General features: G+C 71.0%; 13 protein-coding genes. 10 read left to right on the forward strand and 3 right to left on the reverse strand.

The features are described 5' to 3' along the window. Positions 1-352: 352 nt before the first annotated feature. On the forward strand, positions 353-5935 hold the full coding sequence (locus tag PKE79_RS14455) for a choice-of-anchor G family protein (RefSeq protein WP_271174413.1): 5583 nt from the start codon (positions 353-355) through the stop codon (positions 5933-5935). Positions 5936-6021: 86 nt separating this feature from the next. After that, a complete protein-coding gene (locus PKE79_RS14460; RefSeq protein ID WP_271174414.1) occupies positions 6022-7368 on the forward strand; it encodes a copper amine oxidase in 1347 nt (448 codons plus the stop codon). Positions 7369-7413: 45 nt separating this feature from the next. Here PKE79_RS14460 and PKE79_RS14465 read toward each other — a convergent pair whose 3' ends face one another. Together PKE79_RS14465 and PKE79_RS14470 are read right to left on the reverse strand one after the other, a co-directional pair. Beyond that, entirely contained in the window at positions 7414-8202 is a 789-nt protein-coding gene (locus tag PKE79_RS14465) for an ABC transporter permease (protein ID WP_271174415.1), read from the reverse strand. After that, entirely contained in the window at positions 8199-9095 is an 897-nt protein-coding gene (locus PKE79_RS14470) for an ATP-binding cassette domain-containing protein (RefSeq protein WP_271174416.1), read from the reverse strand. The genes PKE79_RS14465 and PKE79_RS14470 overlap by 4 nt, the downstream gene beginning before the upstream one ends. A gap of 83 nt (positions 9096-9178) precedes the next feature. Between PKE79_RS14470 and PKE79_RS14475 the strand changes: the two genes are divergently transcribed. From PKE79_RS14475 to PKE79_RS14505, 7 genes are all read left to right on the forward strand, one after another. Further along, positions 9179-10123, forward strand: a complete 945-nt coding sequence (locus PKE79_RS14475; RefSeq protein ID WP_271174417.1) for a TetR/AcrR family transcriptional regulator — start codon at positions 9179-9181, stop codon at positions 10121-10123. A gap of 92 nt (positions 10124-10215) precedes the next feature. Further along, complete coding sequence (locus PKE79_RS14480) at positions 10216-10419, forward strand: helix-turn-helix domain-containing protein (protein ID WP_271174418.1); 204 nt, start codon at positions 10216-10218, stop codon at positions 10417-10419. Positions 10420-10557: 138 nt separating this feature from the next. Next, the gene (locus tag PKE79_RS14485) at positions 10558-10656 is read left to right on the forward strand and encodes a 30S ribosomal protein bS22 (protein ID WP_003792170.1); all 99 of its coding nucleotides are present in this window, start codon (positions 10558-10560) and stop codon (positions 10654-10656) included. Between the two features lie 156 nt (positions 10657-10812). After that, a complete protein-coding gene (gene aqpZ / locus PKE79_RS14490) occupies positions 10813-11511 on the forward strand; it encodes an aquaporin Z (RefSeq protein WP_271174426.1) in 699 nt (232 codons plus the stop codon). Positions 11512-11561: 50 nt separating this feature from the next. Then, positions 11562-11855, forward strand: coding sequence for a rhodanese-like domain-containing protein (locus PKE79_RS14495; protein ID WP_271174419.1), 294 nt, complete (start codon positions 11562-11564; stop codon positions 11853-11855). A 5-nt stretch (positions 11856-11860) separates the two neighbouring features. Further along, a complete protein-coding gene (locus PKE79_RS14500; protein WP_271174420.1) occupies positions 11861-12121 on the forward strand; it encodes a glutaredoxin family protein in 261 nt (86 codons plus the stop codon). 16 nt (positions 12122-12137) lie between these two features. Then, complete coding sequence (locus PKE79_RS14505; RefSeq protein ID WP_271174421.1) at positions 12138-12440, forward strand: Dabb family protein; 303 nt, start codon at positions 12138-12140, stop codon at positions 12438-12440. Between the two features lie 67 nt (positions 12441-12507). Here PKE79_RS14505 and aspS read toward each other — a convergent pair whose 3' ends face one another. Continuing rightward, entirely contained in the window at positions 12508-14283 is a 1776-nt protein-coding gene (gene aspS, locus PKE79_RS14510; RefSeq protein ID WP_271174422.1) for an aspartate--tRNA ligase, read from the reverse strand. Positions 14284-14612: 329 nt separating this feature from the next. On the opposite strand from aspS, the gene PKE79_RS14515 reads away from it, so the two are divergent. Next, positions 14613-15053 (forward strand): hypothetical protein, encoded by a 441-nt coding sequence (locus PKE79_RS14515; RefSeq protein WP_271174423.1) that lies wholly within the window; start codon positions 14613-14615, stop codon positions 15051-15053. Positions 15054-15126: the final 73 nt, after the last annotated feature.

Consider the following 15126-nt stretch of genomic DNA (forward strand, 5'->3'; position numbering starts at 1 on the left):
TCCCTCTCACATGCGCCGCGGCGCCGATGTGACCGCTCTCGTTCGGTAGGGGAGCGCTCTCACCGCTGACCGACGATTTTCGTGACGCGGAATCGCTCGAGCGCGCCTTTCCGACGCTGAGAGGAACATTCTGATCGGCTGTGGACAACCTGAATGTGATCCCGTAATACTGGCATCACGAGCGCGCTCGGTCGACCCGTGTCGGCACTTGGGGGAGTTGCGTCACATAGAAGGGCGAAGGTTGATGCGTCAACAGCGAAATCTGCCGCCGGCTCGGGGTGGCACGAGGGGGAGGAAGCGCTGGCAGCTGCCCAGCCTTCTGACCGGGACAGCCGCGGCGGTCGCCGCGGCCATGATCGTCTCGACGACGAACCCGGCGCTCGCCGCCGGACTCGACACCTATCCGGACGAGCCCGCTGAGGCCGAGGCGAGCGTCATCGACACGACGATCCTCGGCGGAACCGACCTCGCGGGCGCGGCTCACTCGCACGCCGGTTCGGTCTCGAACCCAGGCCCCAACGACGAGGCCTTCCAGGCGTCGCTGCTCGGAGGCGAGCTCATCGATCTCGGTGGGCTCACGATCCCGGTCGATCAGCTCATCGACTACGGGCAGGCGGGCGCGCTGCTGAGCCGCTCGACGGCAACGGACGCGCAGAACGCGGAGGCGATCTCCGGCATCGCGGGAGGCGACGGCGGAATCACGCTCGACGGCGACCAGGCCGGCTTCGGCACCGCCTCGATCGACCTGCTCTCGCTGTTCGACGCTGCCGGAGTCGGTGGGATCACAGACCAGATGGTCGACCAGGCCGACTTCACCTTCGGCCTCGGCGGTGCCTGGGTTCAGGCGATCGACGGCGTGCTCCAGGACCCCGACGGCGTGGGCGGAGACGGGCAGTACCGCATCGCCGACGCGAAGCTCGAACTCCACTCCCCGGCGATCGCCACCGCGGGGGCAGGTGTCAGCGACGCCGCGGGCGCGATGGAACAGGCGGTCGTCGATCAGATCAACAGTCTCCTCGATCTCACGAGTCTCCTGGCGCTCGTGCCGGGGCTCGAGCTCAGCACCTCCGTCACGAGCGAGATCCGTCAGAACGTCATCGACGCGATCCTGCTCGGACCGATCACCACGGATGACGGTCTCGCATCGATCAACCTCGCCGAGGGCACCCTCACGGTCGATCTCGGCCGCATCGGCGGCAACGACGATGGCGTGATCCCGGACCGCCCGATCGGCCTGAACAACCAGAACCCGAACACCGAGCTGATCGACGACACGACGTATCCGTTCATCGCGAGCAGCATCCACGACGTGATCGAGGAGGTCATCGACGTTGCCGTGAACACCGCCGTCGAGTCTCTCGACAGCGTGGTGGTTCACTTCGACGCGACGGTGCCCGGTGTCTTCCCGCTGCCTGACCTGACGGGATCCTTCGGAATCAGCCTCGCGGGCCAGGTGGTCGAGCCCTGCACGGGAACGGCATGCACCGTGCTCGCACCGGTCATCGCGCTCGCGCAGACGCTCATGGCGCCGATCAACGCGGCGCTCACCGACCCTGCGGGGCTGCTCTACCAGGCCTTCACCACGATCAAGACGGACCTCATCACGGTTCCCGTTCGAGCGGCGCTCGACCCGTTCATCGAGATCCTGGCGCAGGCGATCTCGCTCCAGATCAACCATCAGGAAGCGACGACGACGACCTGCACAGCGGGCGGCGATCCTCTCACGTCCGGTCTCGAGGTGTCGGCTCTGAGCCTCGGCCTGCTGGGCGGCGACCTGGCGCGTCTGAACATCGGCAACGCAGGCGTCCGCTTCGACGCCTGTGCGGCTGCCGCCCCCGTGGTCGACGCGTCGTCGCCGGTGCCCTCGGGCTCCTGCACGACGATCACGTCGTCGGGTTGGACGCCGGCCACCGAGGTGACGTTCCAGCTGCGCGACGCCGCGGGCAACGCGGTCGGCGAGCCGCTCGTCGTCACGACCGACGCCGAGGGCAACGTGCCCGCCGACACCTGCCTGCCGATCCCCGCGGGGTCGACGCCGGGTGACTACACGGTGGAGGGAACGGACCCCGACGGAAACACCAGCAGTGACACGGTCACCGTGTACACGCCGACGCTCACGGCCCAGTCGCCGGTCCTCCCGGGCGAGTGCTCGGTTCTGACGTCCGGTGGATGGCTGCCGAGCACGGAGGTCACGTTCCAGCTGACCGACGCGGCGGGCAACCCGGTCGGCGACCCGGTGGTCGTCACGACCGACGCCGAGGGCAACATCCCGGCTGACACGTGCGTCCTCGTCCCCGAGGGCACCGAGCCCGGCGACTACACCGTCGTCGGCACCGACCCGAACGGCGCCGAGATCACGTCGCCGCTCGTGGTGTCGCCCGCCGGCGCGCCGATCCTCGACGCCTCCTCGCCGGCTCCCGCCGGTGACGAGACCGAGATCACCTCGTCCGGCTGGGACCCCACGGTCGACGTGACGGTCCAGCTGCAGGACGTCGACGGCAACGCGGTCGGCGATCCGATCACGGTGACGACCGACGACACCGGCGCCTTCCCCGCGGGCACGACGCTGCCGATCCCGGCCGGCACGCCGGCGGGCGACTACACAGTCGTCGGAACGGACCCGAACGGCGAGACCGCGCAGGACACCATCCAGGTGTACCTGCCGACGCTCGAGCCGCTCACCCCGGCCGCTCCCGGCGCGTGCGTCGCGATCGTCTCGGGTGGCTGGCAGCCGAACACGGAGGTCACCTTCCAGCTGGCCGACGCGGCAGGCAACCCGGTCGGCGACCCGGTCACGGCGACCACCGACGGCGCGGGCAACGTCCCGGCTGACACGTGCGTCACGATCCCCGAGGGCACGGAGCCCGGCGATTACACGGTCATCGGCACCGACCCCGAAGGCGGTCAGGTCGAGGGCCCGATCGAGGTCTACGCGCCGACTCTCGAGGCCACGTCGCCGGAGATCGCCGGTGGCGAGACCGAGGTGACCTCGGGCGGCTGGCTGCCGGAGTCGGAGGTCACGCTCCAGCTGACGGACGCTGACGGCAACCCCGTGGGCGACCCGGTTCCGGTCACGACCGACGCGGACGGCAACGTCCCCGCCGGCACGGTCGTCCCGGTTCCGGCTGATGCACCCGCGGGCGCCTACACCGTCGTCGGCACCGACGCGAACGGCACGGAGGTCTCGGCCCCCGTCGACGTCATCGCGCCGACGATCGAGGCGACGTCTCCGGTTCCGGCCGGTGGCGAGACCTCGGTGACGTCGGGCGGCTGGCTGCCCGAGTCGGAGGTCACGCTCCAGCTGACGGACGCTGACGGCAACCCCGTGGGCGACCCGGTTCCGGTCACGACCGACGCGGCCGGCGACATCCCGGCCACGGCCGTCCCGGTTCCTGCAGGCACGACTGCAGGCGACTACGCCGTGACGGCGACCGACGAGAACGGCAACGCGATCTCGGCTCCGGTCGCGGTCTACGCTCCCGTGATCGACGTCACGTCGCCGGAGATCGCTGGCGGCGAGACCGAGGTGACATCGGATGGCTGGCTGCCCGAGTCGGAGGTCACGCTCCAGCTGACGGACGCTGACGGCAACCCCGTGGGCGACCCGGTGCCGGTCACGACCGACGCCGAGGGCACCGTCCCCGCGGGCACCGTGGTCCCGATCCCGGCCGACGCCGCCGAGGGTGACGTGTTCACCGTCGTCGCGACGGACGCGAACGGCGCCGAGGTCTCCGACACGGTCGAGGTCGCGGCCATCGCGCCGACCCTCGAGGCGGAGTCGCCGGTTCCGGCCGGCGGAGCCTCTGACATCACGTCGGGCGGCTGGCTGCCCGAGTCGGAGGTCTTGCTCCAGCTGACGGATGCCGACGGCAACCCCGTGGGCGAGCCCGTGGTCGTCACGACCGACGCGGACGGCAACGTCCCCGCCGGCACGGTCGTCCCGGTCCCGGCCGACGCTCCTGCAGGCGACTACACGGTCGTCGGCACCGATGAGAACGGCGTCCAGACGGAGCCGGCCGCGATCGAGGTCTACGCGCCGTCGATCGAGGTCACCTCGCCTGAGTCGGCCGGCGGTGCGACCGAGGTGACGTCGGGCGGCTGGGTGCCCGAGTCCGAGGTCACGCTCCAGCTGACGGATGGCGGGGCGCCGGTGGGCGACCCGGTGGTCGTCACGACCGACGCGGACGGCAGCGTCCCCGCCGGCACGACGGTCTCCATCCCCGCTGACGCCACGGTCGACGACGTCTTCACGGTCGTCGGCTCGGACGCCAACGGCGCCACGGTCTCCGACACCGTGGAGATCATCGCTCCGACGCTCGAGGCCACGTCGCCGGTTCCGGCCGGTGGTGCGACCGAGGTGACGTCGGGCGGCTGGGCTCCTGAGTCGGAGGTCTCGCTCCAGCTGACCGACGCCGACGGCAACCCCGTGGGCGACCCGGTGGTCGTCACGACCGAAGCGGACGGCAGCGTCCCCGCCGGCACGCCGGTCCCCGTTCCCGCTGACGCTCCCGCGGGCGACTTCACGGTCGTCGGCACGGACGCCAACGAGAACACGGCTGAGGCTCCGCTCGCGGTCTACGCGCCGGTCATCGAGGCCACGTCTCCGGTCGAGGCCGGTGACGCGACCGAGGTCACGTCGTCCGGCTGGATCGGCGACAGCGAGGTCTCGCTGCAGCTGACGGATGGCGAGGGTGCGCCGGTGGGCGACCCGGTGGCCGTGACGGTCGACGCGGACGGCAGCGTCCCCGCCGGCACCACGGTTCCGGTTCCCGCCGACGCCGCACTCGGTGCGCACACGGTCGTCGCGACTGACGCGAACGGCGCGGAGGTCTCCGCACCGGTCGAGGTCATCGCGGCCTCCGGTGAGCCGACCTTCGACGCGGAGTCGCCGGTTCCGGCCGGCGGCGAGTCGGAGATCACGTCGGGCGGCTGGGCCCCTGAGTCGGAGGTCACCCTCCAGCTCTCGGACCCCGAGGGCGCGGACGCGGGCGAGCCCGTGGTCGTGACCACCGACGCCGAGGGCGACGTGCCGGCCGGCACGGCCGTGCCGATCCCGGCAGACGCCGAGGCCGGTGTCTTCACCGTCACGGCGGCCGACGCGGAGGGCCTGCAGCTGTCCGACACCGTCGACGTGTACTCGCCGACGCTCGAGGTCGAGACCCCGGCGGCGCCCGGTACGTGCGCCGACGTCGTCTCGGGCGGCTGGCTGCCGAACTCGGAGGTCACGATCCAGCTGACGGATGCCGATGGCAACCCCGTGGGCGACCCGGTGGTCGTCACGGCGGACGCCGACGGCAACCTGCCGGCCGGCACGTGCGTCCCCGTTCCCGCTGACGCGGAGCCCGGCGACTACACGGTCGTCGGAACCGACGGAGACGCGGTCGTCGAGGCGCCGCTGACCGTCGCGAACGAGGGCGACGCCGACGACAGCAGCAACGCCGACAGCGACGCGAACGCTGACAGCAGCAGCAACGCTGACAGCTCCAGCAACGCTGACAGCTCCAGCAACGCGGACAGCTCCAGCAATGCGGACAGCTCCAGCAACGCGGACAGCTCCAGCAATGCGGACAGCTCCAGCAATGCGGACAGCTCCAGCAACGCGGACAGCTCCAGCAACGCTGACAGCTCCAGCAACGCTGACAGCTCCAGCAACGCGGACAGCAGCAGCAACGCCGACTCCGACAACGAGTCCGACGCCAACGCTGACAACGACAGCACCGCGGACAGCGACAGCAACGCGAACGCTGACAACGACAGCGACGCGAACGCGAACAGCTCGAGCAACGGCAACGGCGACAGCGGCGGCAAGAAGCGCCCGCTCTCGCCGACCGGCGGCGAGTTCGACGCGATCCCGCTGGCGCTGCTGGTGATCCTCGCCGGCACGGGCATCCTGCTCGGCGCCACCCGCAGCAAGTGGCTGGTCCGCAAGGACTGACCATCTGACGCGCACACCGGCGGCGGCCTCGGAGACGGGGCCGCCGTCGGCGTGTGCGGGGGAGGAGTTCTGTGAGAATCGAGAGCATGCGAAGGCGAGCGGGGGCCGCGTTGATCGCGCTGGTGGCGGCGGGTGGCCTCGCCGCCTGCACGGATGAGCCGCAGGCAGCGCCCGAGGAGGCGCCGCACGCCGCGACGTTCGACTGCGATCAGGGCGAGCCGCTCGCGAACGCCCTCGAGAACGGCGCCGAGTGGGCCATGTGCTGGCAGGTCGATCCCGATCGCGGCCTCGTGCTCACGGACATCCGCTTCACGCCGACCGATGCCGAGCCCGTCCTCATCGCCGAGGAGCTCTCGCTCGCGCAGCTCGAGGTCCCGTACGACTCGGGCGAGAACACCACGTACGACCTCACCGACGCCGGCTTCGGCGGCACGAAGATGCAGACCCTCACCGAGACGGAGTGCGTCGGGGAGCGGATCGCGACGGACATCCCCGACATCGACGACGGCACGTACGGCAAGACCCGTCACCGCGAGGTGCTGTGCTCGCTCATCGTCGACGGCGGGCTCGGGTACCGATCGGGGGAGTTCGGCGAGGTCGTCGCCGCGCGACGCGAGGACTGGCAGCTCTCCACGATCTCGAAGGTCGGATGGTACGAGTACGTCACGCAGTACTCGTTCGGCTCGGACGGCGTCATCCGATCCGACCTCGGCGCGACCGGCGACATCTCGCCGATCGACTTCAGCGACCACGAGCACGGCTCGGCGGTGGGCGAGGGCGATCATGCGCACGCGACGAGCCACTCCCACAACGCCGTCTGGCGGGTCCACTGGGCGCTCGACGATCCGGGCGCGCTCGCGGTCGAGCAGTACGACGCGGAGGACACGGGGGAGATGGGGCCGAAGGCGCCGATCGTGGAGGGCAGTCTGCGGGCCATCGAGCATCCGGCGATCGCGCAGTGGGAGGATCGGCGCTGGTGGCGCGTCCTGGCCCCGGGCGTGCTCAACGCCGATGGCCGTCCGATCTCCTACGAGATCGATCTCGGCAAGAGCGACACCTTCACCTTCACCCACGATCACCTCTTCCACGGCGAGGAGGAGGCGTACGACGTCGCGTTCACGAATGCCGACCCGTGCGAGCTGCTCGCCGTCCGCAACGGGGCGGGGTCGACCTGCGGGCAGAGCGTGCACGACTACATCGAGGACTCCGCGGACGAGGAGCTGCGCGATGTCGTCTCCTGGGTCGCCGTGGGCTTCCACCACGTCGTCCGCGATGAGGATCAGTCGCCGATGGACATGCACTGGCAGGGGTTCGCCCTGCGACCGCGCGACCTCACGGCGCAGCGGGTCGCCGTGCCGGACGGGCGCGAGGAGCTCAACGGCGAGCTCGAGGGCGAGTTCCGGACGTGGTACCGCCTCGACGAGGAGGACTGAGCAGGGGAGGGAGCGGGCGGAGGTGCGCGCCCTCCGCCCGCCTGCTCAGCGGCGCCCTGCCTTGCGCTGGAACAGCCATCCGCCCCAGGCCACCGCGATGACGAGGATCGCGGCGCACCAGAGCAGCGCCCAGGCTCCCTGTGCACCGATGTCGGTGCCGAAGAGCAGGCCGCGGATGGTCTCGATGATGGGCGTCACGGGCTGGTAGGTCGCGATCGGCTGCAGCCAGTCGGCCAGGGAGTCCACCGGGACGAACCCGCTCGAGAGGTACGGCAGGAAGAGGAGCACGAAGCCGTAGGCGTTGGCGCCCTCGGGGCTCGACGCGGCGAGTCCGATCGCGGCGAAGAGGTACGTGATGGCGAGGATGTACAGCGCGATGAGCGCGGCGGCGCCGACCCACTCGAGCGGACCGGCCGTCGGGCGGAAGCCCACGAGCAGGGCGACGCCGACCACGATCGCCGTCGCCACCAGGTTGCGGATGAGGCTCGCGACGACGTGTCCCGTGAGGACGGCGCTCGCTCGCAGCGGCATCGTGCGGAACCGGTCGATGATGCCCGCCTTCATGTCACCGGCGACGTAGACGGCGGTCGAGGCCGCGCCGAAGCCCGCGCACGTGAAGACGATCCCGGGCACGACATAGTCGACGTAGCCGCCGGACGGATCGATCGCGCCGCCGAAGATCCACGTGAACATGAGCATGAGCATCACGGGGAGGAGGATGGCCATGAGCAGCGACTCCCCGTCGCGCAGCGAATGGCGGAGGCTGCGGCCGACGAAGACCGACTCGGCGGTCAGGCCGCGCAGGCGCGGGCGGGCGAGGTCGACGGCGGTCATGCGGACTCCTTGAGCTGAGGCGTCCGGGCGGACGCGGGTTCGGTGAGGGCGAGGAAGACGTCGTCGAGCGTCGGGCGTCGCAGCGAGACGACGCCCTCGGCGCCGGACTCGTCGAGCACGTCGAGGGCCCGGCGCAGGCCCGACACGGTGCCGTCGGTCGGCACCTCGCGGAGGAGGTCGCCACGGGCGTCGTGGAGCTCGACGGTGTCGCCGCCCACGCGCGCCTTCAGCTGCGAGGCCGTGCCGAGCGCGGCGACCCGGCCCTCGTGCAGCACGGCGATCCGGTCGGCCAGCTGGTCCGCCTCCTCGAGGTACTGGGTCGTGAGGAAGACGGTGGTGCCGGCTGCGGCGACGGCGCGGATGACGTCCCACAGGTCACGGCGGCTGCGGGTGTCGAGACCGGTGGTCGGCTCGTCGAGGAAGAGCACCTCGGGCGTCACGACGAAGCTCAGTGCGAGGTCGAGACGGCGGCGCATCCCGCCGGAGAACGTGCCCACGCGCCGTGCGGCGGCATCGGCCAGGGCGAAGCGGGCGAGGAGATCCCGTGCGCGCTCGGCGGCGGCTCGGGGCGACAGGCTGGCGAGACGGCCGAACATGACGAGGTTCTCGGACGCCGTGAGCACGTCGTCGACCGCAGCGGACTGACCCGTCAGGCTGATGCGACGGCGGACCTCGTCGGCCTGCGTCGCCACGTCGTGGCCCGCGACGTGCGCGATGCCGTCGTCCGGGTGCATGAGCGTCGTGAGGATGCTGATGGTCGTCGTCTTGCCCGCGCCGTTCGGGCCGAGCAGGGCGAAGACCTCTCCGGGCTCGACCGAGAGGTCGAGCCCGTCGAGGACGGTGTGCGCGCCGAACCGCTTGCGCAGTCCTCGCACCTCGATGGCGGGACGCATGGCGTCTCCCTTCTGTGTATGAGTGAAACTGTTTATGACAGTAACACACTGTTTATGTCATATACAGGCCTAGGCTGAGACGCATGAGCGAGATCGAGCAGACCCCCGTCGAGCTGCCCCGCGGCATCGCGCTCGCATGGGGAGTCGCCGCGAATCCGCAGCGGGGGCCCAAGCGCGAGATGAGCGTCGAGCGCATCGTCGAGACGGCCGTCGAGCTGGCCGACCGCGAGGGGATCGGCGCCGTGTCGATGGCCGCCGTCGCGAAGAAGCTCGGCTTCACGCCCATGTCGCTCTACCGGTACGTCAGCGCGAAGGACGACCTGCTCCTCCTCATGCAGGAGGAGGCGACGGGGCTGCCCCCCGAGGAGCATCGGACGGCGGATGGCTGGCGCCGGGCGCTCGAGGTGCTCTTCCGCGCGCAGGTCGAGATCTACCTCCGCCATCCGTGGATCCTGGCTCTGCCGATCGCGGGCTCGCCGATCACGCCGAACAGCTCGGCGTGGCTCGATGCGGCCCTCGGCGCGCTGGCGGAGACGCCCCTCGCTCCGTCGGAGCGGCTCGCGGTCGCGCTGGCCGTCACGGGGCAGGCGCGGTGGTGCGGGATCGTGAACGCCGGCTACAGCGAGGCCGCGCGCGCAGACGGGCTCGCGCCCGAGGAGGTGGCGGCGCGCGAGGCGGCCCTGTTCGATGCGGTCATCGACGCCGACGGGTATCCGGCGCTGCGCGGCGCGATCGACGCGGGCGTCTTCCTCGACGAGGCCGATCCCTTCCGATTCGGGCTCGCCCGCCTTCTCGACGGCGTCGAGGGCTACATCGCCCGGCTCGACCGCGGTGAGCCCCCTGCGAGCGAGGGCGGATGGATCGAGCTCGACGACGCCGACGTGCTCGAGGACAAGCGCTACCGCGCGGCGGCGAAGGCGTCCCGAGACGCGCAGAAGGCGCTCGTCGCCGCGGAGAAGGCCCTGCGCCAGGCGCGCAGGGCTCAGGCTCAGGCTCTCAAGGAGGCGCGGGAGCGCGCCGCGCGCTGACGGGTGCCCGGGTCACACGGGTCACTCGGGTTTACAGGCGTCTCCGCTAGCCTCTAGAGTTGTCGGGATCGAACAGAGAGGGTCGTGGGGGAATGGCTGAACTGCCGGATGTGCGGTTTCTCACGGTCGCCGAGGTCGCAGACATCATGCGCGTCTCGAAGATGACCGTCTATCGACTCGTCCACTCGGGCGAGCTCCCCGCCGTCCGGTTCGGCCGTAGCTACCGCGTCCCCGAGTCCGCCGTCACGGCCGCTCTCGAGATGCCGTCGGAGCGTCCCATCGCCGACGCCGGCTGAGCGCTCCGAGTCGGCGTTCAGGCGCCGCTCCCATCATGGGATAAGATGCTCTGAGGCACTTTTCCATGGTGCCCGATCCCGGATGTCAGCGACGGCCGTCGCGACCGGACATCCAACCCCTGACATAGCGAGGTTTCCGTGGGTTCTGTCATCAAGAAGCGCCGCAAGCGCATGGCGAAGAAGAAGCACCGCAAGCTGCTTCGCAAGACTCGCCACCAGCGCCGCAACAAGAAGTAGCGGCCCCCGCGAACGCCGGCTCCGTGATCCACGGGCCGGCGTTTCTGGTATCCGGGCGTCATCGCCGGTCGTCACCTGTCGTCGCGACTCGTCACATGATGACTCGCCCCCGACCCCACGGGTCCGTCCACCGCCGCGACGCTCGTCGCGGAGTTCCTGGGCACCTTCCTCCTCGTCCTCGGCGGCGTCGGCGCGGCGCTGTTCGCCGCCGACTTCGGCGCGAGCGATGCCGGCACGAGCCTCGGCATCGGCTTCGTCGGCGTCGCGCTGGCGTTCGGGCTCACCGTCGTCGCAGGGGCGTACGCCTTCGGGCCGATCTCCGGCGGGCACTTCAACCCGGCCGTCACCCTCGGCCTGGCCGCCGCCGGCCGGTTCCCGTGGGGCGGCGTCGCCGGCTACGTCGTCGCGCAGGTCATCGGCGGCGTCGCGGCGACGAGCGTCATCGCGCTCATCGGCTCGTCCGGCGACGGATGGCTCGCCGCGGCCCAGGAGGGCGGGTTCGCGAGCAACGGGTTCGGCGAGCTCTCGCCGGGCGGCTTCGGCATCCTCGGCGCGATCGTCGTCGAGGTGCTGTTCACGGCGCTCTTCGTGCTCGTCATCCTCGGCGTCACGCACCCCACGCGCGGCAACCCCGCGCTCGCGGGTCTCGCGATCGGCCTCACCCTGACGCTCATCCACCTCGTCACGATCCCCGTCGACAACACGTCGGTGAACCCCGCGCGATCGATCGCGTCGGCGATCTTCGGGGGAGGCGACGCGCTCGCGCAGCTCTGGGTCTTCCTCGTGTTCCCTCTCGTCGGCGGACTCATCGCGGGCTTCGCCTACAAGCCGCTGCTCGACACGGCGCGCCGCTGAGCCGCAGCGCGAGCGGAGCGACGGCCCGTGATCCACGGGATACTGGAGGGATGAACGAGATCACGGTCCAGGAGCTCCGCTCGCGCGAGGGCGTTCCGCTCATCGACGTCCGCGAGACGCACGAGTTCGCGGCAGGACGTGTGCCGGGCGCCGTCAACCTGCCGATGTCCGAGCTCGGGATGCGGCTCGACGAGCTGCCCGCAGAGCCGTTCGACGTCATCTGCGAGGTCGGCGGACGCTCCGCCCGGGTCGTCGAGGCGCTCACGGCCCGGGGCTACGAGGCGACGAACGTCGCGGGCGGCACGAGCGCGTGGCGCGCGGCTGGCTACGACATCGAGGCCTGAGCCGGATGACGCAGCTGACGCTCATCGGCAAGCCCGACTGCCATCTCTGCGACGTCGCGCGCGAGGTCGTCGACCAGGTCCTCGCCGAGCTCCCGGATGAGACGGCCGACCGCGTCGAGGTCGTCGAGCGGTCGATCGCCGACGACGAGGAGCTTCACGCGCAGTGGTGGGAGAAGATCCCCGTCGTCCTCATCGACGGACGCCTGCACGGCCACTGGCGCGTGTCCCCCGACCGCCTGCGCGACGCCCTCGTCGCCGCATCCTGAACCGAGAGGCTCTGCCATGGCCATCCGCCACATCGTCCTGTTCCAGCTCGCCGCGTCCGACCCCGAGACCCGCGCGGCGCACGCCGCCGAGGCGAAGGAGCGCCTCGAGGCGCTCGTCGGCGTCGTCCCGGGTCTGCTCGAGCTGACCGTCTCGCGCAATGCCGCCTACGAGGGTGAGAACCACGACATCGTGCTCGACGCGCTCTTCCCCGACCTCGCCGCGCTCGAGGCGTACCAGGTGCACCCCGCCCACGTCGAGGCGGCGCGCTTCGTCGGCTCTGTCCGCAGCGGGCGTGCGGCGATCGACCTCGAGGTCTGAGACCCGTCCCTCATGCACGACGCCCCCGCCATCCGGCGGGGGCGTCGTGCATGAGGGCGGGAGAGGCTCAGGCCTCGTCGTCCTCCTCGGGCTCGTAGTCGACGCCGGCCTCGGCGCGCTGCTCGGGCGTGATCGGGGCCGGAGCGGCCGTGAGCGGGTCGAAGCCGCTGCCGATCTTCGGGAACGCGATGACCTCGCGGATCGACGGGGCGCCCGCGAGCAGCGACACGACGCGGTCCCACCCGAACGCGATGCCGCCGTGCGGCGGGGCGCCGAACTGGAACGCGTCGAGCAGGAAGCCGAACTTCTCCTGCGCCTCCTCGGGGCCGATCCCCATGACGTCGAAGACGCGCTCCTGCACGTCGCGGCGGTGGATGCGGATCGAGCCGCCGCCGATCTCGTTGCCGTTGCACACGATGTCGTACGCGTACGCGAGCGCCTCGCCCGGAGCCTCCTCGAAGCGGTCGATCCACTCCGGCTTGGGCGACGTGAACGCGTGGTGCACGGCGGTCCAGGCGGAGTGGCCGAGGTCGACGTCGTCGTCCTCGCCGGTCGGCTTGAAGAGGGGTGCGTCGACGACCCACACGAACGACCACGCGCTCTCGTCGATCTGTCCCGTGCGCTTGGCGATCTCGACGCGCGCGGCGCCGAGCAGGGCGCGCGCCTCGCTCGTCCTGCCCGCAGCGAAGAACACGGCGTCGCCGGGCTGAGCGCCCGTCGCGGCGGCGAGCCCCTCGCGCTCGGCGTCGGAGAGGTTCTTGGCGACCGGGCCGCCGAGCGTCCCGTCCTCGCCGAACGTGACGTAGGCGAGGCCCTTCGCGCCGCGCGACTTGGCCCAGTCCTGCCACGCGTCGAACTGACGACGGGGGAGCGAGGCGCCGCCGGGGTGCACGACCGAGCCGACGTACTCCTGCTGGAAGACGCGGAAGGTCGTGTCGGCGAAGTAGTCGGCGAGCTCGACGATCGCGTTGCCGAAGCGCAGGTCCGGCTTGTCCGAGCCGTACAGGCGCATCGCGTCGGCGAAGGTGATGCGCTCGATCGGCGTCGGGATCTCGACGTCGATGAGGCGCCACAGCGCCTGCACGATCTCCTCGCCGAGGGCGATCACGTCCTCCTGGTCGACGAAGCTCGCCTCGATGTCGAGCTGCGTGAACTCGGGCTGGCGGTCGGCGCGGAAGTCCTCGTCCCGGTAGCAGCGTGCGATCTGGTAGTAGCGCTCGATCCCGCCGACCTGCAGCAGCTGCTTGAAGAGCTGCGGCGACTGGGGGAGTGCGTACCAGCTGCCCGGGCTGAGGCGCGCGGGCACGAGGAAGTCGCGCGCGCCCTCGGGCGTCGAGCGGGTGAGCGTAGGGGTCTCGACCTCGACGAAGTCGTGCTCCTCGAGCACACGGCGCGCGGCCGCCGACGCCTTCGAGCGCAGGCGGATGGCCGCGGCGGGCGCGGGGCGGCGGAGGTCGAGGTAGCGGTACTTGAAGCGCGCGTCCTCGCCGACGGTCTCGGTGCCGTCGAGCGCGGTCGAGACCTGGAAGGGGAGCGCGGCCGACTCGTTGAGCACCTCGACCTCGGACGCGATGATCTCGATCTCGCCGGTCGCGAGGTTCGGGTTCGCGTTGCCCTCGGGGCGGCGCGACACCTCGCCCGTGACCTTCAGGACGAACTCGCTGCGCAGCGGGTGCGCGATCTCCTCGTCGCGGATGACGACCTGTGCGATGCCCGATGCATCGCGCAGATCGATGAAGGCGACGCCTCCGTGATCGCGGCGGCGATCGACCCACCCGGTGAGGGTGACGGTCTGACCGATGAGCGAGGCGTCGAGCGAGCCTGCCTTGTGGGTGCGCAGCACGGAGAATCCTCCTGGTAGGAAAGGGAACCGCACCATTCTACGGACCGCGCGCGTCCTGGCCATCCGCTTGCGGGAGCGGGCGGGCGGCGGATGGCGCCGGTCCGTCGAGCGCGATCCTGGGGTGTGGCTAGCGCGCGGGGCGGTCCCGCTCGGTCGCGACAGATGCATGTAAGCGTTTCGCTTACACGTCCCGGAGGATGTCGGTGGTCGGGACAAGGATGGGCCCCTTCTCTTGGGGCCCTGGGCACGCGAGAGTGCGGGCGACGGATCTTCGAAGAATCTTCGAGAAATGTCTTGTGCCTGGTCGTAGTTGTGTTCTATCATGGGGTATGGCCTTCCCATGGGCGCCCGATGAGGGGCAGGATGATCCGGCCGGCGCGGTGTGCGCCGCGGTCGGGCTGCTGGACGGGCTGTTCACACGGGTGGGAGAGGTGGCGTCGGGCGATCTCGCGGGGCTCACCGCGCAGCTGGAGCAACTGGGGCGGGTCGTGGACGCGCTGCGGGTGCGGGCGGCAGGAGAGGTCGCATGGCGGTCCCGACGGGGCCTGGAACGGCCCCTCGCAGGAGAGCTGGGCTGCCGGGACGGGCGGGAGCTGCTCGAGCGTCTCACCGGGATCCCCGGGCCGGCGGTATCCGCGCGGGTGCGGCTGGATGAAGCCACCCGCGACCGGGAAAGCCCCACCGGGCTCCCCCTGCCGCCGGCGCACCCCGCGGTGGCCGCGGCAGTGGAAGCGGGCCTGCTCGGGGAGCTTGTCAAGTTGTGTGTGTAAGGAGTTGGGTCCTCGGGGTCAGAGGTAGGGCTCGATGCGCTCGGGGTAGACGAGGGCGAGTTGTTCGAGGGCC

It is taken from the genome of Microbacterium barkeri (genome assembly GCF_027921765.1).
In the GTDB taxonomy this organism is placed as follows: Bacteria; Actinomycetota; Actinomycetes; order Actinomycetales; family Microbacteriaceae; genus Microbacterium; species Microbacterium barkeri.

What these genes read in the sequence shown, in the direction of transcription:
- PKE79_RS14480 (WP_271174418.1), top strand. Translation starts at nt 10,216, where the DNA reads ATGGCTGAACTGCCGGATGTGCGGTTTCTCACGGTCGCCGAGGTCGCA.
- PKE79_RS14460 (WP_271174414.1), top strand. Translation starts at nt 6,022, where the DNA reads ATGCGAAGGCGAGCGGGGGCCGCGTTGATCGCGCTGGTGGCGGCGGGT.
- PKE79_RS14495 (WP_271174419.1), top strand. Translation starts at nt 11,562, where the DNA reads ATGAACGAGATCACGGTCCAGGAGCTCCGCTCGCGCGAGGGCGTTCCG.
- PKE79_RS14455 (WP_271174413.1), top strand. Translation starts at nt 353, where the DNA reads ATGATCGTCTCGACGACGAACCCGGCGCTCGCCGCCGGACTCGACACC.
- PKE79_RS14505 (WP_271174421.1), top strand. Translation starts at nt 12,138, where the DNA reads ATGGCCATCCGCCACATCGTCCTGTTCCAGCTCGCCGCGTCCGACCCC.
- PKE79_RS14470 (WP_271174416.1), bottom strand. Translation starts at nt 9,095, where the DNA reads ATGCGTCCCGCCATCGAGGTGCGAGGACTGCGCAAGCGGTTCGGCGCG.
- PKE79_RS14475 (WP_271174417.1), top strand. Translation starts at nt 9,179, where the DNA reads ATGAGCGAGATCGAGCAGACCCCCGTCGAGCTGCCCCGCGGCATCGCG.
- PKE79_RS14515 (WP_271174423.1), top strand. Translation starts at nt 14,613, where the DNA reads ATGGCCTTCCCATGGGCGCCCGATGAGGGGCAGGATGATCCGGCCGGC.
- PKE79_RS14500 (WP_271174420.1), top strand. Translation starts at nt 11,861, where the DNA reads ATGACGCAGCTGACGCTCATCGGCAAGCCCGACTGCCATCTCTGCGAC.
- PKE79_RS14465 (WP_271174415.1), bottom strand. Translation starts at nt 8,202, where the DNA reads ATGACCGCCGTCGACCTCGCCCGCCCGCGCCTGCGCGGCCTGACCGCC.